Source organism: Ramlibacter sp. 2FC (assembly GCF_005503345.1).
Lineage (GTDB): Bacteria > Pseudomonadota > Gammaproteobacteria > Burkholderiales > Burkholderiaceae_C > SCMQ01.
In genome coordinates, this window is the sequence record NZ_SCMM01000021.1 from 1 (window position 1) to 18,658 (window position 18,658).

The 18,658-nt window shown below is 63.4% G+C and carries 15 protein-coding genes; 8 read left to right on the top strand and 7 right to left on the bottom strand.

The window, feature by feature from the left end; translation table 11 throughout:
- Positions 1–60 precede the first annotated feature (60 nt).
- The 8 genes from FFS10_RS10925 (at position 61) to FFS10_RS10960 (ending at position 11,293) form a co-directional block, all read left to right on the top strand.
- Entirely contained in the window at positions 61–1,623 is a 1,563-nt protein-coding gene (locus tag FFS10_RS10925) for a sugar ABC transporter ATP-binding protein (RefSeq protein ID WP_137894404.1), read from the top strand.
- 9 nt (positions 1,624–1,632) lie between these two features.
- Entirely contained in the window at positions 1,633–2,868 is a 1,236-nt protein-coding gene (locus FFS10_RS10930) for an ABC transporter permease subunit (protein ID WP_249931247.1), read from the top strand.
- 50 nt (positions 2,869–2,918) lie between these two features.
- Positions 2,919–4,121, top strand: a complete 1,203-nt coding sequence (locus FFS10_RS23490; RefSeq protein WP_249931248.1) for an SDR family oxidoreductase — start codon at positions 2,919–2,921, stop codon at positions 4,119–4,121.
- A 525-nt stretch (positions 4,122–4,646) separates the two neighbouring features.
- Entirely contained in the window at positions 4,647–5,642 is a 996-nt protein-coding gene (locus FFS10_RS10940; protein WP_137894406.1) for a Bug family tripartite tricarboxylate transporter substrate binding protein, read from the top strand.
- Positions 5,643–5,789: 147 nt separating this feature from the next.
- Positions 5,790–6,869 carry an amidohydrolase family protein gene (locus FFS10_RS10945; protein ID WP_249931249.1) on the top strand — a complete coding sequence of 360 codons (1,080 nt, stop codon included), beginning with the start codon at positions 5,790–5,792 and terminating at the stop codon, positions 6,867–6,869.
- Between the two features lie 165 nt (positions 6,870–7,034).
- On the top strand, positions 7,035–8,522 hold the full coding sequence (locus tag FFS10_RS10950) for an aldehyde dehydrogenase family protein (RefSeq protein WP_137894408.1): 1,488 nt from the start codon (positions 7,035–7,037) through the stop codon (positions 8,520–8,522).
- A 66-nt stretch (positions 8,523–8,588) separates the two neighbouring features.
- On the top strand, positions 8,589–10,262 hold the full coding sequence (locus FFS10_RS10955; protein WP_137894410.1) for a GMC family oxidoreductase: 1,674 nt from the start codon (positions 8,589–8,591) through the stop codon (positions 10,260–10,262).
- Between the two features lie 38 nt (positions 10,263–10,300).
- On the top strand, positions 10,301–11,293 hold the full coding sequence (locus FFS10_RS10960) for a Bug family tripartite tricarboxylate transporter substrate binding protein (protein ID WP_137894412.1): 993 nt from the start codon (positions 10,301–10,303) through the stop codon (positions 11,291–11,293).
- A gap of 18 nt (positions 11,294–11,311) precedes the next feature.
- Here FFS10_RS10960 and FFS10_RS10965 read toward each other — a convergent pair whose 3' ends face one another.
- The 7 genes from FFS10_RS10965 to FFS10_RS10995 form a co-directional block, all read right to left on the bottom strand.
- Positions 11,312–12,295: a LysR substrate-binding domain-containing protein gene (locus FFS10_RS10965; protein ID WP_137894414.1), complete on the bottom strand. Its 984-nt coding sequence runs from the start codon at positions 12,293–12,295 to the stop codon at positions 11,312–11,314.
- Positions 12,296–12,484: 189 nt separating this feature from the next.
- Complete coding sequence (locus FFS10_RS10970; RefSeq protein WP_137894416.1) at positions 12,485–13,252, bottom strand: SDR family NAD(P)-dependent oxidoreductase; 768 nt, start codon at positions 13,250–13,252, stop codon at positions 12,485–12,487.
- Positions 13,253–13,435: 183 nt separating this feature from the next.
- Positions 13,436–14,602, bottom strand: a complete 1,167-nt coding sequence (locus tag FFS10_RS10975) for an MFS transporter (protein ID WP_137894418.1) — start codon at positions 14,600–14,602, stop codon at positions 13,436–13,438.
- A gap of 88 nt (positions 14,603–14,690) precedes the next feature.
- A complete protein-coding gene (locus tag FFS10_RS10980) occupies positions 14,691–15,623 on the bottom strand; it encodes an electron transfer flavoprotein subunit alpha/FixB family protein (RefSeq protein ID WP_137894420.1) in 933 nt (310 codons plus the stop codon).
- A gap of 2 nt (positions 15,624–15,625) precedes the next feature.
- Positions 15,626–16,375 carry an electron transfer flavoprotein subunit beta/FixA family protein gene (locus tag FFS10_RS10985; RefSeq protein ID WP_137894422.1) on the bottom strand — a complete coding sequence of 250 codons (750 nt, stop codon included), beginning with the start codon at positions 16,373–16,375 and terminating at the stop codon, positions 15,626–15,628.
- A gap of 37 nt (positions 16,376–16,412) precedes the next feature.
- Positions 16,413–17,837, bottom strand: a complete 1,425-nt coding sequence (locus FFS10_RS10990; protein WP_137894424.1) for an aldehyde dehydrogenase family protein — start codon at positions 17,835–17,837, stop codon at positions 16,413–16,415.
- A 36-nt stretch (positions 17,838–17,873) separates the two neighbouring features.
- Positions 17,874–18,656, bottom strand: coding sequence for an enoyl-CoA hydratase/isomerase family protein (locus FFS10_RS10995; RefSeq protein ID WP_137894426.1), 783 nt, complete (start codon positions 18,654–18,656; stop codon positions 17,874–17,876).
- Positions 18,657–18,658 lie beyond the last annotated feature (2 nt).

The window sequence follows — 18,658 nt, forward strand, 5'->3', positions numbered from 1 at the left end:
CTCCCACCCCACTCGACCACGGCGAGGTCTAAGCCATGCAACGCAATCACAGGAGTTGCGATGCAAGCGAGTGAAAGCGGACCGCTGATGCGCCTTGAGCGCGTAGCGAAGACATTTCCGAATGGTGCGGTCGTTCTGCGCGGCGTCGACCTGGAGATCGAGAGAGGCAAGGTCCACGGTCTCCTCGGAGCTAACGGAGCAGGGAAATCGACCCTCATCAAGATCCTGTCGGGCGCATTCCCCGCGTCCGGGGGACGGATCGTCTGGAAGGGTTCACCGGTCCAATGGTCGACCCCGAAAGAAGCGAATGCGATGGGCGTGGCCACCATTCACCAGCACATCCCCCTGGTTCTGACATTGTCGGTGCTTGAGAACGTGTTCCTCGGTGACGAAGGCCGCTGGCGCCGTGGCGGTGCCTATCGCAGGCGATTCGAAGACCTGTGCGAGCGCGTCGGCTACTGGCTCGAGCCGGACCGCCTGGTCGGCGAACTGTCGATCGGACAGCGGCAGATGGTGGCGATCTTCCAGGCGCTCGGCACGGGGGCCGACCTGATCGTCATGGACGAGCCCACCGCCTCGCTCGCGGCGGGTGAGCGGGAGCTGGTGTACCGCACGGTGCGCCGTCTGTCACGCGTGGAGAACAAGGCCATCCTCTTCGTTTCGCACTTCCTCGACGAAGTGATGGCGCTGACGGACTGCGTCACCATCCTGCGCGACGGCCAGGCCGTCATGCGTGCCCAGACCAGCGAGCTCGACGAGACGCGCATCGCCGAGGCGATCGTGGGTCGGCAGATCGTCGCGATGGAGCGCTCTGCGCTGGATCGCACGCCGGCGCAACGGCGTGCGGACGGGCCCGCTCTGCTGGAGCTCTGCAACCTCGCGTCGCCGGGCAAGCTGCACCCCATCTCGCTGAAACTGGCTGCCGGCGAAGTGATCGGCGTCGCCGGCCTGCTTGGCTCAGGCCGCAGCGAACTGTTGCATGCGATCTTCGGCGCCGATCCCGACGCGCTCGGCGAAGTCAAAGTCTCGGGCCGGACGACGGGCCGCTCCACCCAGGCCGCCGTCAAGGCCGGGCTGGCGATGGTCCCCGAGGACCGGATGCGCCAGGGACTGGTCCCCGATTTCGAGATCTGGCGCAACACGACTCTGCCGGCACTCGAGAGCGTCTCCATCCTGCGCTGGTTGCCAATGCGAGATCGGGAACGCAAGCGCGCGGCGGACGCGATCCGGCGCCTGCAGATCAAGGCGCAGTCGCCGGACACCCTGGTGACGGAGCTCAGCGGCGGCAATGCCCAGAAGGTGACGATCGGAAAATGGCTGTTCAGCGACGTCAAGGTGTTCCTCCTCGACGAGCCGACGGCCGGCATCGACATCGGCGCCAAGACCGACATCCTGATGCTGGTGCGCGAACTCGCCGCAGCGGGCAAGTCGGTGATCGTCGTGTCATCCGAATTCGAGGAACTCCTCGCCGTCAGCGACCGCATCCTCGTCATGCGGGACGGCCGCTGCATCGCAGAGCGCGCTGCCTACGAGACCTCCGAACACGAGCTGATCCTCCTGGCGGGCGGGCAAAGCGCCTTGTCATCCCCCGCCGCCGGAACCGGCGCCCAACCGAATACATAGCGAGCAATCATGAACCAGTTGACTTCCGCACATCACGCCGTGCCATTACAAGGCCCCTCCTCCTCCATGGCTTCCGGCCAACCAGCCTCTACCTCGGCCGCCACCGATTGGCGCCGTGTGTTCGGCCTGCGCGAGATGGGTGTGTACTACGCCCTGATCCTGCTGGTCGTCGTGCTCTCGATCGCGACAGCCTATACAGGCCGGTCCAACTACCTGAGCCTTGCCAACGTGGTGAACGTGCTGCACCAATCGTCGCTGACCGCGATCATGGCGATCGCCATGACCGTCATCCTCATCAGCGGCAACTTCGACCTGTCGGTCGCCTCGGTTGCCGCGCTGGCCGCAGCCGTCATGATCGGGCTGGCGGACGCGATCGGGTTCTGGCCTGCCGCGATGACGGCGATGCTCGTGGCGATCGCGGCCGGTCTGCTCAACGGCTCGATCGTCCAGTTTCTCGGCATCAACGCATTCATCGTCACGCTGGGCACACTGACCGCCATCCGCGGCCTGGTGCTGATCGTGACCGATGGCCGCTCCCTCTCCGTCGAGAGCACCGAGGCGATCGACGCCATGCGGGCCTTCGAGTCCGGCCGCCTGGAAGTCGGAACGGCAACTCTCGTGATCGGCGTGCTGCTCGTGTTGGGGGGCATCTTCCTGGCAGTACGGGCGCATCGGCAGACGAAGATCCTCCCCCCGGCGCCTGTCGGCATGATCGCCGGCGGCCTGTGCCTGCTCGCGCTGGCGTGGGTTTCAGGCTCTCAGCTAGCCTTGCCGAAAACCGTGATCTACATGGTCGTGTTCGCCGCCATCGTGTGGTTCGTCCTCACCTTCACGGTCACCGGCCGCCGACTCTACGCGGTCGGCGGAAATCCGGAGGCAGCACGGCTGTCCGGCATCAACGTCGTGCGCTACAGGCTCGCCGCGTTTGTTCTGTGCAGTGCCGCCGCAGGCTTCGCGGGAGTGCTGTTCGCGAGCCGGCTGCGCTCGGTGAACCCGGGCGCGCTGCAGGGCGCCGAGCTGACAGTCATCGCAGCGGCGATCCTCGGAGGCACCTCGCTTTTCGGTGGCGCGGGAAGCGTCGTCAAGACGCTTGCCGGGGCCCTGCTGCTGTTCGCGCTGACCAACGGGTTCAACATCCTGAACCTGGGGGCGAACTATCAGGGCGTGATCGAGGGCACCGTCGTGGTCACCGCCGCCGCCATCTACACCGTGGGTGGCTCCCGCCGTCGCAAGAAGTCGGCCTGACCAGCTCAAGAAGCCGCGTTTGAGTTCAATCTCGTATGAGGAGAGCCGGCATGTCGGAACCTTCCGCTGCCACCGTCGCCCTGGCAAATCCTGGTTTCGAGGAACAGCTGCGCGAAGTGCAGGAAGATCTCATCGAACAAACGCACAAGGGGGTCGGCATGCTGCGGAACGACATGCATCGCGACTTGATCGATCCGCGTCGCTGCTGCGCATCGACTCCCGGGTATCGGATTCATGCCGGACGGAACGCCCTGTCGCCTCTTCGGGTTCGCCCCATCGAGCGGCGAGCGCCCAACGCGCATGCGCACCTGGGGCCCCAAGGGAAAAAAACCCCCTGTCATCGTGTCGGTACAGGTCGACGAGGTCCTGCCGGTCGAAAGCAAGGAAATGGCCTGAAGTCCGAAGCAGTTCGCGGCTCACCGGGAACTCGGCCACAGCCCAGCCCGAACAAGCAACGTGAAGAGTCAAAGGAAGACGACATGGCGAAGATAAACGGAAGATACGCAGGCAAAGTGGCGTTCGTGACCGGTGCAGCCAATGGCATTGGGCGCGCGACGGCGCTTGCCTTCGCGCGCGAGGGCGCCAGCGTGGTGATCGCCGACATCTCGGAAAAGGGCAGCCAGGATACCGCCCACATGATCAAAGAGCTCGGCGGCCAGGCACTGGCGGTCAAATGCGATGTGTCGCGCGGTGAGGACATCAAGGCGGCTCTAGACAAGACCATTCAGACGTTCGGCCGACTGGACGCGGCGTTCAACAATGCCGGCTCCGAACAGCCAGTGGCACAAATAGCAGACCTCGCTGAGGAGGAGTTTGATCGCGTCATCCGCATCAACCTGCGCAGCGTTTTCCTCTGTATGAAGTATCAGATCCCGCTGATGCTGAAGTCCGGCGGCGGGGCGATCGTGAACACCTCCTCGGGGGCCGGGATCATGGCAATCCGCGGCCAGGGCGCATATTGCTCCGCCAAGTTTGGCGTGACGGTACTCAGCAAGGTGGCGGCACTCGAGTACGCGAAGTCGAACATTCGAGTGAACGCGGTGTGCCCCGGCATCATCGACACGCCGATGATCGAGCGGTTCACGGGAGGCACCGAAGAAGGCCGAGCCCGCGTGATCGCCCAAGAGCCGATCGGGCGCATGGGAAAACCCGAGGAGATCGCAGCCACCGTGCTCTGGCTATGCTCCGAAGAAGCAGGCTTTACCACCGGTCACGCCATGGTCGTGGACGGTGGCCAGACGGCCGGGATCTGACGATCCTGCAAGCCCGCGGCCTCGCGCCGTACGGGCTACTTCGTGTTCCCGCGTCAGGCGAGGTCCTGGGTCCGGATCGCCCCATATCGCTGCGCTATGGGGCCTCTAAGAAAACAGTAGTTCTCAAGCCAGTCAACCCGCGTCACAGTACGCCCTCATAAAGGTGTGCCCGAAGACTCGGGCGCCGTGTACTGGAGACATCGACGCGATGCACGTTATCAACATCGCCAGGGCCGACCTGACGTCGATCCGGCTGGTCGTGCTCTGCACGGAGACAGGGTCATTGTCCGCTGCCGCCAAGAGGTTCCGTAGCACGCTCTCCGCCGGCAGTCGACGCCTCTCAGCACCCAAGCATTCGTTGGGGATGTCGCCTGCCCCTTGGCGGCTGCCGCAGCCTGCAACGCATGCAAGCGGGACAACTGGTCGTCGCGAGCGCGGCGCTGCGACGTTTGAGGCGCAGCAACCCCTCATAGCGTATCCGCAATCGGTCGTTCAACTAGATCATCATCAACTGGGATAATCAAAATGTTTCTGAAATCCATCCGTTCGATTCTCGTGATCGCCGCTGCGCTTGTCGTTCCTACTGTATCCATGGCGCAAGCTGCCAGCGACACCGCGTATCCGACTCGCCCACTCCGGCTGATCGTCGGCTTCGCTGCAGGGAGCAGTGCGGATGCACTGGCTCGCCTGTATGCCCAGAAGCTCTCGGAAGTTCTCGGGCAGACTGTATATGTCGAAAACAAGCCGGGCGCCGGCCAGATCAATGCGATCCGCACCTTACAGATGTCCCCGGCCGATGGTCATACGATCTATCTGGCAACCGGAAGTTCGCTGTCGCAAGGGCCGGGGATCCGCAAAGACCTGCCCTACGACCCTCTGAAGGCTTTCAGCTTCATTGGGCATCTCGGGACAGCAGGTGGCATGATTTACGTACACCCGGATGTTCCCGTACGGACGGTCGGTGAGCTGATCACCTATTCGAAGGAGAATCCCAACAAGCTGAGCTATGGTACGGCTGGTGTCGGCTCGGCAGGACACCTTGGCGCCGAGTTCTTCATGAACCTCACAGGAGCCAAGCTGTTTCACGTCCCGTTCAAGTCGGATCCCGAAGCTGCACGGGAGGTGGCCGCTGGAACGGTACAAGTGGCCTTCACTCTCGGCCGTGCCATGGCGCCACTTGCGGAGGCCAACAAGGTCAGGCCGCTGATGGCGATCAATGCGAAGCGGCTGTCGTTCCTTCCTAACGTGCCGAGCGCCTCTGAGACGGGCGTCAAGGATCTCGAGAGCATCGGGCCTTTTACATACTATGGACTAGTTGGTCCTACGGGATTGCCCGCGCCGATCATCGACAAGCTCAATCGGGCGATCAACCAGATCTCTGCGCAACCGGACCTGGTGACTCAGCTTCAAAACTACTTCATCGATCCGATGCCCGCCACGCCTCACCAGTTCCAGTCTTTCGTGGAGAAGGAAATCGCGAAGTGGCGCAAGGTAGGCAACAACGTCAAGATTGAGTTCTGACCGTCCCAGTGCAGGCTCAGCCGCACCCCGACACCTCAGGGGAGTGGCAACTGCTTCTCCGGGGGAGTACAGCAAGGCGCATCGGCTGGGGGTAGCGGACGCGGGTTCCCTCCCTCAGGGGGACAGCCAACTACAAGGAATCGGCGTGTGAACCCGCCCAAGGAGAAAAGCAAGCCCCAACGGGGCATTCCGCCTCAGCTGTTCGTCGACGACGAATGGTTGGGGTTGCGCACGGAAGATGTCATCGACCCGAAGCGCCCGATCGTCGATCCGCATCACCACCTCTGGCACAGGGCTTCGCCGTACCTTCTCCCCGAGCTGCTCCAGGACATCAACTGCGGACACCATATTCGGGGGACGGTTTACGTCGAATGCTCGTCCATGTATCGCGCCAATGGTGACCCACGCTTCCAGAGCGTCGGTGAAGTCGAGTATGCCAATGGTGTTGCAGCCAGCTTCGCAAGCGGCCACTACGGTCCCGCTCGCGCGTGCGCAGGGATCGTCGCCAAGGTCGACCTCACGCTCGGCGCCTTTGCCGAAGAGGTGATGCAAGAGCATCTCCGACGTGCGCCGGACCGGCTGCGCGGGATTCGACACATGGCTGCATGGGACGCGACCCCTGAAGTCAATGTCCTGATGAATCCACCTCCGAAAGATCTCTTGTTGGATCGCCGCTTCCGAGAAGGATTCAGCAGGCTTTCCAAATATGAACTTACTTTCGACGCTTGGGTCTATCACCCGCAACTCCCCCAGCTGATTGACTTGGTGGACGCATTTCCGGAGACCAAGGTGATTGTCGACCATGCGGGTGGCCTCGCTCTCACAGGGCCGTACGCCATGCACCGTGGAGAAGCAATCGCACAGTGGAGTCGGTCGATCAAAGCACTGGCGCGTCGTCCAAACGTCATGGTGAAGATCGGTGGATTCAACTCGCGGCTTCACGGCTCCGACTTTATCGACCGCGATTTTCCGCCAGACTCCCTTGAGCTTGCCCGAAGTTGGAAGCCATATGTGGAGACTTGCATTGAGGCCTTTGGGTCCGCCCGCTCGATGTTCGAGTCAAATTTCCCGCCGGACAAGTGCGGATGCTCCGCGCGCGTGTTATGGAACACATTCAAGAGGCTGACGGATGGGTACTCCGAAGCCGAAAAGTCAGACCTGTTCGCAGGAACGGCGATCCGCGCGTACCGCTTGCCTGAATCCCTTGGGCAGTCGTCGAAGACGTAGGTCTGGATCCCCTGCCTACCGGCAGGCACCCGAGCGGCTGCGCCGGCGATGGGACTCGGACCATAAGTTGCCGCGATGGCTCTGCTCGGAAAACAGTATTTCCTCAATATGCCATTGGGCTCCTACACTGCCCGCATGGAAGTAAGCGAAATGAAAGGAGCAGTCATGGAAGCAAAGTCATCGGAGGTTTCGACACCGTTTCTGTCCAGCAGGGACAAGCACCACTTCATCGACGGAAAGTGGCGGCCGTCCGTGTCTGGCGAAAGCATCGAGACTTTCAATCCGGCCACCGGTCAGGTGCTGGCGACGCTGGCACGCGGCCGCAAGGAGGATGTCGATCTGGCGGTTTCCGCTGCCCGCCGGGCCTTCGAGGGCCCGTGGAGCCGATTTACCCCGCACCAGCGCTACATGCTGATGCTCAAGGTCGCGGATGTGCTGGAGGCCAACTTCGAGGAGCTTGCCACGCTCGAATCTCTCGACATGGGCGCGCCATTTTCTCGCACCAAGGCGATGAAGAACGGCGTGTTGCAGACCGTGAAGTATTTCGCCGCCCAGGCGCTGAACTACACCGGCACGACCATCCCTAACTCGCTGCCGGGCAACTACACGACGCTGACGCTGAAAGCGCCGATTGGCGTGGTTGGCAGCATCATCCCGTGGAACGGGCCGATGATCAGCATGTGGTGGACCATGGGCGGTACGCTGGCCACGGGGTGCACCACCGTGATCAAGACCGCAGAAGACGCATCGCTGACCGCGCTGCGCACCGCCGAGCTGTTGATGGACGCCGGTGTGCCGCCGGGCGTGGTCAACATCGTCACCGGTTATGGCGCGGAGGCGGGCGCGGCGTTGGCCTCGCACATGGATGTCGACCGCATCGCCTTCACCGGGTCGACCGCCACCGGGCGCGAGATCATCAAGGCCTCGGCGAGCAACATGAAGCGTGTGCAGGTCGAGCTGGGCGGCAAGTCGCCCGACATCATTTTCGCCGACGCCGATCTCGAAAAGGCGGTGCCGGGGGCGGCGATGGGTGTTTACCACAACACCGGACAGATCTGCTCGGCAGGTACCCGTGTCTTCGTGCAGCGCTCGATCCAGGAAGAGTTCGTGGCGCGCATGGTCGAGTTCACCAAGAAGATCAAGGTGGGAGACCCGTTCGACCCGGCGACCCAGCTCGGCCCAGTCGTTTCGAAGAAACAGATGGAGCGGGTGCTCGACTACATGACGATTGGTAGCGACGAAGGCGCGCGGCTCGTGGCCGGCGGAAATCGTTTGGGTGGCGGTCTGTCCGAAGGTTATTTCGTTGAGCCGACGGTGTTCAATCAAGTCACTAACGACATGCGCATCGCCCGCGAGGAGATCTTCGGGCCGGTCGCCTCGGTGATCCCGTTTGACACGGTTGACGAAGCGCTGGCGCTGGCCAACGACACGATCTACGGCCTGGGCGGCGCAGTGTGGACGAGCAATGTTGCCACGATGCTCAAATCGATCCATGGCCTCAAGGCGGGCAAGCTCTGGGTCAATTGCTACGGCCTTGCTGATCCGGCGGTGGGCTTCAGCGGTTTCAAGCAGAGCGGCTACGGTGTCAAGGGCGGCCGCGACCACATCGAAAGCTTCCTCTACGAAAAGAGCGTTTGCATCAACGGCGACTGACGCGCAATCCATTCTTGCCAGCGCAGGCGCGTGCCTGCGCGAAGACCTCAGAATCGAAGACAGCTTATGCAATCAAATACTTACGACTTCATCGTGGTGGGCTCCGGCTCCGCCGGCGGTGTGTTGGCCAACCGGCTCAGCGAGAATGGCAAGTACACCGTCTTGTGCCTCGAGGCCGGTGTCAAGGGCGCCAAGTACATCTGGACTCGCCCGCCCTTGGGCGTGGTCTTCCTGGTCGACAACCCCGCCGTCGACTGGCGGTACGAGTCCGAACCCGACCCGACCCATGCCAACCGACGCATTGCTGCTCCGCGCGGCAAGTTGCTCGGAGGCAGCAGTGCGATCAATGCCATTGTGTACAACCGGGGGCAGAAGCTCGATTACGACACCTGGAGCCAGCTGGGTTGCACGGGCTGGAGCTACAAGGAAGTTCTGCCGTATCTGAAGAAGATCGAAAGCACCGAGATCGGTTCTGACGAGTACCGTGGCCGCAATGGTCCGGTCAAGGTCACAGAGAGCAAGAAGCTCTCTTCGTTTTTTGACTATTTCATCAAGTCGGCGCAAGCGACGGGCATTCCCTACAACCCCGATTACAGCGGAAAGTCGCAAGAGGGCGTGGCGATGGCGCAGCTCACCGGCTACCGCGGCGAGCGTCACAGCACCGCAACCCAATACCTTGAGCCCGCCAGGAAGCGGAAGAACCTGACCATACTCACCGGCGCGGAGGCAACGACGCTGATTCTGGATGGCAAGCGGTGTGTTGGTCTTCGGTTTCAACGCAACGACGTGATGCGCGAGGTGCGCGCCACGCGCGAGGTGATCGTGTCAGCCGGCGCTGCGAACACGCCAAAATTGCTGGAGCTCTCGGGCATTGGAAATCCCGACATCCTGCGTCAGCATGGCATTCAGGTGGTGCATGAGCTCAAGGGCGTCGGCGAGAACCTGAGGGACCACTATGCGGCCATCATGAAATGGCGCTTCAACCAGCCGGGCATTTCACTCGCCAGGAAGGGGCATGGCTGGCGCCTTGGCATCGAGATCCTGCGCTGGGTGTTCCTGCGCAAGGGCCTGATCGCCCAGGGCCATGGCTCGATGCGGGTCTTCGCGCGTTCCTACCCGGAGTTGAAGGAACCCGACGTGATGATGGTCGTCAGTCCTTACATCATCGACATCAAGACGGGCAAGAGCCGTCGCATGTCGGACATCGAAGGATTCATGATGTACACGCACGTCCAGCGTACGGAGAGCACGGGGTCGATCCACATCCGCTCGGCAGACCCGTTCGCACCGCCTGCCATCAGATACCGCTTTCTCGACACTGAGTATGACCGGAAGACCGCCGTGGCGGCAGTGCGGCGTGCCCGCGATATCGCTCGTGCAGCGCCGATGCGCGACTTCATCGCCGAGGAAATAGCGCCCGGTCCGAAGGTGGAAAGCGACGAGGATATCCTGGATTACATTCGCAAGTCGGGCCAGATCACGCAGCACATGGTCGGCACTTGCCGGATGGGACAGGACGCCATGTCGGTTGTCGACGAGCGCTTGCGCGTCCATGGCATCATCGGCCTTCGCGTGGCAGACGCCTCGATCATGCCCACCATCATCTCTGGCAACACCAGCGTTCCCTGCATGATGATCGGCGAGAAGTGCGCCGATATGGTTCTGGCCGATGCGGCACACCCCGTCACCGCTCGCGAGCAATCGGCGCCACGAAGGGAATCGGAGTGCGCGGACTCCTGAATTTCTGCACGCAACTCTCATCTCGAAGGAGCAAGACAATGACACGGAGACGAATTTTTTCCGCGCTGGCATCCGCGGCTGCGGCCGCCAGCTTGTTCGCAGCTTCCGCTGTGAACGCAACGGACTATCCCGTGAAGCCGATCACAGTTGTGGTCGGATATCCGGCGGGGGGGCCCACGGACGTTCTGATGCGAGCCATAGGACCGCGCCTGACAAGCGATTGGAAACAGCCGGTGATCATTGACAACAGGCCCGGCGCCAACGAGGCCATAGCGGCCCAGCAGGTCAGCAAGGCACCCGCGGACGGCCACACGCTGCTGCTGTCGACGGAAGTGCCGCTCACGCAGAATCAGTTTCTCTTTAGAAAGCTGAACTACAACCCTGAGAAAGACTTCGCTCCGATCACCAGGCTGGTGTCCTCGCCCTTGGTCTTAGTCGTTAACCCGAGCGTCCCGGCGAACTCCATTGAGGAATTCGTTGCGCTCGCGAGGTCGCGCGCTGCAGCGCGGCCGGTGAGCTATGCCTCGGCCGGTAATGGCGGCGTCCTGCATCTACCCATGGCCATGCTCGCCAAACAAAACGGCCTGAACATGATTCACGTCCCCTACAAGGGCGTCGCGCCCTTGCTCACGGATCTCGTTTCGGGCCAGGTGGAAGCCGCCTGGGTCGCGGTGGCCGGTGCGGCTCCCTATGTGCATGATGGCAGGCTCAAGGCTTTGGTCGTAGATGCACCCATGCGCGTCAAGGCGCTGCCGCAAGTCCCGGTATTCAGCGAAACGAAGGTGGCCCCCGTGCAAGCGGATTTCAACTTCGTCTTGCAAGCGCCGGCGGGTACCCCCGTGGTGGTCGTCGAGAAGCTCGCCGACGCAATCCGGAAAGTCCTTAATGACCCGGAGTTCCAAGGGAAGTACCTGGAGCCATTTGGCTTCAGGGTGGTCGGATCCACCCCTGCCGAGCTCGCCGATTTTCTTGCCAAGGACCGTCCGCGACAGGCAGAGCGGATCAAGACTTCAGGTGCATCGATGGACTGACGGCTGGCCGGCAGCGCATCAGACTGCGCGGCGTCCGGCGTCCTCCGCTGATATCCGTGGGGCGGCCTCTTCGATCAACCGGACGCCTTTCCAGCTGCCACTTTCCACGAGATTGCGCACGACGTTCTTCAGCTCGGAACGCACCACGGAAGCTCCTGCGGACAGCTTTTGGATCGGCAATGTGTAGAGGTAATTGGTTCGCATCATCCGCGCGTCGGATATTGGAAGGCACCGCCACCCCTCGGGTAAGTCGAAGGCCTGGGTCGACGCCATGGGCTGAATGGTGACGCCGCCGCCCTTGGCGCTGTACCGCATGGCCAGCAGCAGGGAGTCGATCTCGGCAACTGCCTCATACTGCAAGTTTGCCCGCTCGAACTCCAGCATGATCTGCCGCCTCAATCCGTATCCCGTGCTCGGGAGAATGAGCGGAAGCGCCGCCGCTTCGGCGAGCGTCAACGATGCCTTCGATTCCGGAAGGATCCCGCTGTTCCTTGGGAGCATCACGTAGACCTCCTCCTCGAGGAGCGGCTCGAAAGTCAATTCGTTTGCAGCCGTCTTGCTGAACAAGATGGCCACGTCCAGCTGGCCCGAGCGCGCCAGGTCCTCCAGGTAACCCGAGTGCACCGCGACGACATTGAGGACGATGCCGGGGTACTTTTCCCGTATGTGTTTCAGCAGCGGCAATCCCAGCATGCACGCGGTTTCCGGAGCGAGACCGATGGTCACACGCCCTTTCAGGTCGAAGTATTCCTGGCGCGCCACGAACACGGCTTCGTCAAACTGACGCACGAGAAACTTGGCGTGGCGGTACAGCGCGTCGCCGTTGGGCGTCGGCACCACGCCGCGTGCTGAACGCACCAGCAAGGGCCTGCCCACTTCCTCCTCGAGTCTGGCCATGTGCGTGCTCAGTGCCGGCTGGGCAATGAACAGCTGGCGCGACGCCTTGGACAGGCTTCCGCTCTCGACAATCTGAACGAAGTATCTCAATTGCCGCAGATCCATGGCCAGAAGTCCAATAGTTCACTAGATGGAACCAATTTTACTCCTCGCCTCGACGGCGCATGATCCCATGGGAGGACAGGCGGAACGTCGCCTTACCTTCCATTACCGCAATCGAGCCGAACGAGCCGTCCTCTCGGGTCCTTCGATCCTCGGATAGTCAGAATCTCCGATATGAACCCGTCACTCGCTTCACAATAGCGAGATACCTGTCAGTTCGGCGAGCCTCGCCATGAGCCGATCCTGAAAATCTGGATCGAGCGCTTCTGGTGTGGACTTCTGTTGTACCCGGTGATACCAGTACCCGCCACTGACTCTTGCGGCGGCATCTTCGCTGACAGCGAGCCATGTCTGCGTAAGATATCCCTGGGTCAGATCGTCGGGAGCATTGGGACCGCCCATTCTGGTGGGAACCCAGCCTGGATCGACGGCGCTGCTCAGCACATCCGGCCAAAGCCGGGCCACCGACAGGGCAAGTGCGGTGACGTACAGTTTGCTTTCCGAGTAGGCGCTATCCCGATCCCAGCGACGTTCGACCCAATCGATGTCGCGCAGGGAAGTACCCGCCCCCCGATGCATTGAGCTGCTGAGGTAGATCAAACGCTTCGGACGCTCGATCAAGGCCGTCAGCATGTAAGGCGCCAACGTGTTGACTGCGAGAATCTGAGCGTGCCCCTCGGGTGTGGAATTGCGCCTCGATTCTCCGTAGGTGCCGGCATTGTGGATGACGGCGTGCATCCGGCCAATCCTGTTGACTTGCTGGGCCACGGACCGCGTTTCCTCAACGCTGCCCAAATCCCCAATGACAACCCCTGCCGAGCGCGGGGCGATAGCGGCTAATGCGGCAGATCGACTGGATGAACGAGCATGGAGGATGACTTCGTAGCCCTCGTCCATGAGACTACGTGCCGCGGCGAGACCGAGCCCTTCCGTCGAACCCGTAACGAGGATGTATTTCATGCGGCTGCCCAGAGTTGAGTCTGCATCGGTCGAGCTGCGAAGGACTACATCAGAATGGTGGTAACGGCATCCTGGCTATAGATGTCGGCGATGCCGAAACGCCGGGCGTTGAACGGCACGTTTTCGGTGGTGGATGGCAAATCGGCATCGGTAATTCCCTGCTGCGAGAGACACGTGGCCGACCTATTCGGTGTGCACGTCGCGCAGGCCGAAGCCGACGCGGCTGCCAGCCGCCACGACCGTCCCCATGAGCCAGAACACCCCGCTTGCGCCAACCACGCCGCCTGCTACACCCAGCAGCATCGGCATGGTCAGCGCCGAGGCGTTGGTGAAGATCAACCGCATCGCCAAGGCCTCGCCCTGGCGATGGCTCGGCGTCATGTGATGCAGCATGCTCAACACCATCGGCTGGACCGATCCCAGCGCCATCCCGAGCAGCGCAGAGCACACAGCCATCGTGAACGGCGACAGGGTGAAGGGGTAGGCGAGCAGGACGATACCTGCGAGCGCAACCGCCCCTGTGATCAGCACCCACTCGCGTACACGGGCCGCAATCGCCGGCACTGAAACCCGAATCAATGCGGCCGCGACGGCGAAGGAACCCAGAATCGTCCCGATCGCCGATGCGGAGATGCCCCGCTCATGCCCTAGCACCGGGACCATGAAGCCGTGGAAATCCCAGGATGACGTCATCAGCGTATTCATGAACATCAGGCGGCGCATACCGGGCTGAGCCATGAGCTCCCACGCCGTGCCAGGCGGCCCGGCCGGCACCTTTTCGTTAGCGCCAAACTCGCGCGCGTTGCGAGACAAGAGCCAGCTGATCACCGGCAGGCAGGCCAGCGCCGCAAATGCGGCTCGGAATCCCGCATGGTCGATCAGCAACCCTGCGAGCAGAGGGCCGACGAAATTCGCACTGGCCGGCGCGATCGAGAGCAACGAGAACGCCTTCTTCAACTCGGCCGCTGACTCGGCGGCGCGGCCGACATGGCGCTGCAGCGCAATCGTGGCGGCCCCCACCGAACCGCCGCACAGCAAGGCCGTGACGCAGAGCACGGGATAAACCGGCCACACCGCGGCGAGTCCAACACCGATGGAAGCCGCCACGACACATATCATCAGCGGTCGCTTCAGGCCATGGCGGTCGGCGTAGCGCCCAGCGGGCAGGGACAGGAAGATCTGCGTCGCGGCAAACAGGGCAACCAACAAGCCTGTCGCCCCCTTGCCGTAACCCTGGCTCAACGCCAGAAGCGGCGCCGACATGCGGGCGCCGGCCATGGCTGCGTGCAGGCAGACCTGGCCGAGTACGGCCGGCGCAATCTCCGCGCCTAGATTGCCGCGCCTGCCCATCACGTGCGCCGAGCCGCCGCCCGCCGAGAAGATCGTTCTCGCATCGCTCCCTCCCGATGTTCGCGCCGCGAGAGCATCGCCGACGGATTTACAGTGCCTTGACCAGCTCCGGCACCGCCGTGAACAAGTCGGCCTCCAGCCCGTAGTCGGCCACCGAGAAGATCGGCGCCTCCGGATCCTTGTTGATCGCCACGATCACCTTGGCGTCCTTCATGCCCGCCAAGTGCTGGATGGCCCCCGAGATGCCGCAGGCGATGTACAGCTGCGGCGCCACGATCTTGCCGGTCTGGCCGACCTGCAGGTCGTTGGGGGCGTAGCCCGCGTCCACCGCGGCGCGGCTGGCGCCAATCGCCGCGCCCAGCTTGTCGGCCAGCGGGGTGATGACTTCGTTGAACTTCTCGGCTGAACCCAGGGCTCTTCCGCCCGAGACCACGATCTTGGCGGCCGTCAGCTCGGGGCGCTCGCTCTTGGCGATCTCACTCGAGACGAAGGCGCTCTTGCCGCTGGCGGCCACGGCCTCGATCTTCTGGACGGCGGCGCTGCCGCCGCTCGCTGCCGCGGCGTCGAAGCCGGTGCTGCGCACGGTGATCAGCTTCTTGGCGTCCAGGCTCTGCACGGTGGCAATCGCGTTGCCGGCGTAGATCGGGCGCTCGAAGCTGTCGGGGGAGACCACCTTGGTGATCTCGCTGACCTGGGCCAGGTCCAGCTTGGCGGCCACGCGCGGGGCCACGTTCTTGCCGGCGGCGGTGGCCGGGAACAGGATGTGGCTATAGTTGCCGGCCAGGGCCAGCACCTGGGCGGCCAGGTTCTCGGCCAGGCCATGGGCCAGGGCTTCGCCGTCGGCCAGGATCACCTTGGCCACGCCCTGGATCTTCGCGGCGGCTTCGGCGGCTGCCTGGGCGTTGTGGCCGGCGACCAGCACATGGACTTCGCCGCCGCAGGCTGCGGCCGCGGTGACGGTGTTGAGCGTGGCGCCCCTGATGGAGGCGTTGTCGTGTTCGGCAATAACCAATGCAGTCATGATCAGATCACCTTCGCTTCGTTCCTGAGCTTGTCCACCAGGGTGGCGACGTCGGGCACCTTGATGCCGGCGCCGCGCTTCGGGGGTTCAGAGACCTTGAGGGTCTTCAGGCGCGGCGTGACATCGACGCCCAGGTCCTCGGGCTTGACGGTCTCCAGCGGCTTCTTCTTGGCCTTCATGATGTTGGGCAGGGTCACGTAGCGCGGCTCGTTCAGGCGCAGGTCGGTGGTGACCACGGCGGGCAGCGACAGGCTGAGGGTTTCCAGGCCCCCGTCGATCTCGCGCGTCACCTGTACCTTGTCGCCCGCCACCTCGACCTTGGAGGCGAAGGTGGCCTGGGGCAGCTCGGCCAGCGCCGCGAGCATCTGGCCGGTCTGATTCGCGTCGTCGTCGATGGCCTGCTTGCCCAGGATCACCAGGCCGGGTTGTTCCTTGGCCACCAGGGCGGCCAGCAGCTTGGCCACGGCCAGGGGCTGCAGCTCTTCATTCGTCTCGACCAGGATGGCGCGGTCGGCGCCTATGGCCATGGCGGTGCGCAGGGTTTCCTGGCACTGCTGAACGCCGCAGGAGACGGCGATGACTTCCGTGGCAAGTCCCTTTTCCTTCAGGCGCACGGCCTCCTCGACCGCAATCTCGCAGAACGGGTTCGCGCTCATCTTCACGTTGGCGATGTCCACCCCCGTGTTGTCCGACCTGACTCTGACCTTGACGTTGAAGTCGACAACGCGCTTCACAGCGACCAACACTTTCATCTTTGCTCTTCCAATTCCTTGTTTCCTTGAAGCTCGGTCAGACCGACAGGCTCACCATGCGCATTTCGCACATTTCGTGCACGGCGTAGCGCGGGCCCTCGCGGCCGAAGCCGGAATCCTTGGTGCCTCCGTACGGCATCAGGTCGACGCGGGAGCTAGATGTCTCGTTGATGTGTACGCCGCCCACATCCAGGCGGCGCACGGCCTTCATTGCCTCGTCCAGGCGGTTGGTAAAGAAGCCGGTGGCCAGGCCGTAGGGCGTCGAGTTGACGCGGTCGATGGCCTCGTCCAGTGTGTCGTAGGGCACCAGCGTCATCACCGGGCCGAAGATCTCGTTGCAGCTGACGTCGCAACTGTCGTCCACGTCGGCCAGCAGCGTCGGCGGAACCACCGCGCCCTGGCGCGGGCCGCCCGCGAGGCGGCGCGCGCCGCGCTGCATCGCCTGTTCGATCCAGCTCTCGATGCGCTGGGCCGACGCCAAGCTGATGACCGGTCCAACCTGGGTCTTGGGATCGAACGGATCGCCATAGGCCAGCTTGTTGACCATCTCGGTCAGGCGCGCCTCGACCTCGGCCATCCGGCTGCGTTCCACCAGCAGGGTCTGGATGGAGGTGCAGACCTGGCCTGCCTTGCGGTAGGCGGCGCCCACCACCTTGGGCAGGGCGACGTCAAGGTTGGTGTCGGCGCTCAGGATGGTGAAGGCAATGCTGCCAAGTTCCATCTGGGTGCGGCGCAGGCCGGCGCGCTGCTGGATGTCGCGGCCGACTTCGGTGCTGCCGGTGAAAGCGAAGAACTTGAACGCCGGCTCGGCGATCAGCCAGTGCGCCACCTTGGAGCCGCCGTGGATCACGGAGATCAGGCCCGCGGGCAGGCCGGCTTCCATCAGGGCGGCGGCCAGCATGTTGGTGGTGTTGGGGGTGCTGCTCGAGGGCTTGACCACCACGGCGTTGCCCGCGGCGATCGCCGGGCCGATCTTGTGCGCCACGGTGTTGATCGGCGCATTGAACGGGGTGATCGCGCAGATCACGCCCAGCGGCACCGGGATGGTGAAGCCCAGGCGGCCCGCTTGTTGCGGGGCGCCTTCGAGGGGGATCACTTCGCCGACGAGGCGGCGCCCTTCTTCCGCCGACAGCTTGAAGGTCTGGATGCAGCGGCGCAGCTCGCCCTGCGAATCGGAGAGCGTGAAGCCGCCCTCGGTCTGCAGGATTTTGATGAACTTGTCGCCATCCCGCTCGATGATGGCGGCAGCCCGGTCGAGGATGGCGCCACGGTCATGGGCCGTCAGCGTCGATTTTCGGAACGCGGCCTCGGCCGCGGCCACCGCCGCGCGGACCTGCTCCTGTGAGGCGATGTGGGTGCGGGCGTAGGGCGTCAGGCGGAACTTGTCCAGCACCTCAGCTTGGCTGGCGCCGTCCTGCCATTCGCCGGCGATCAGCAGGCGGACATCAATCAACTCTGTCATGTCAAGGTTTCCTTGTTCAGTGTTCTCGGGCGCCGGTCAGGTGCCCGTGAAGTTCGGTTCGCGGCGTTCCGAGGCGGCTTCGACGCCTTCCTTGTAGTCGTTGGTCTGGCGCAGCCAGTTCTGCTCGAAGGACTCGCGCTCGGTGGCGGCGCGGAACTCGGCGATGAAGCCGGCGTTGAGCATGTCGCGCGTGGACTGCACCGAAAGCGGGGCGCAGCGCGCGATTTCCTGCGCCATCTCCATCGCAACGGCGCGCACCTGGTCCTGCTCCACGAGGCGATCGGCCAGGCCCATGGCGAAGGCTTCGTCGCCGGGAATGCGCTTGCCCGTCATGAACAGCCAACGCGCGTTCTGCTGTCCCACCAGGCGCGGCAGCGTGACAGTCAGGCCGAAACCCGGCCCGAAGCCGATGGCGTTGAAGTTCGCGGCAAACCGGGCTTCCTTGCAGGTGACGCGGAAGTCCGCCACGACCGCCAGCCCCAGGCCCGCACCGATCGCGCTGCCCTGCACGGCGGCGACTATCGGCTTGCGTGTTCCCACGAGCCGGCGCGCCTCCTTGTAGATGTGGCGCGTCGCTGGCACGAACGATTCCCCGCGAGCTTCCACCTCCAGCCGCTGCTTGAGGTTGCCGCCTGCGCAGAAGTGCTTGCCTGCCGCCGCCAGAACGATGCTGCGACACTGGGGCTCCTCGTCAAGACGCTCCAGCTTCGTCGCGAGTTCAGCGATCAGGTCGACGTCGAGGAAGTTGTTGGGCGGACGCCGCAGTTCCACCACTGCGACGTGACCGTCCAGAGCGACACCAATTTCTTCACTAGACATTC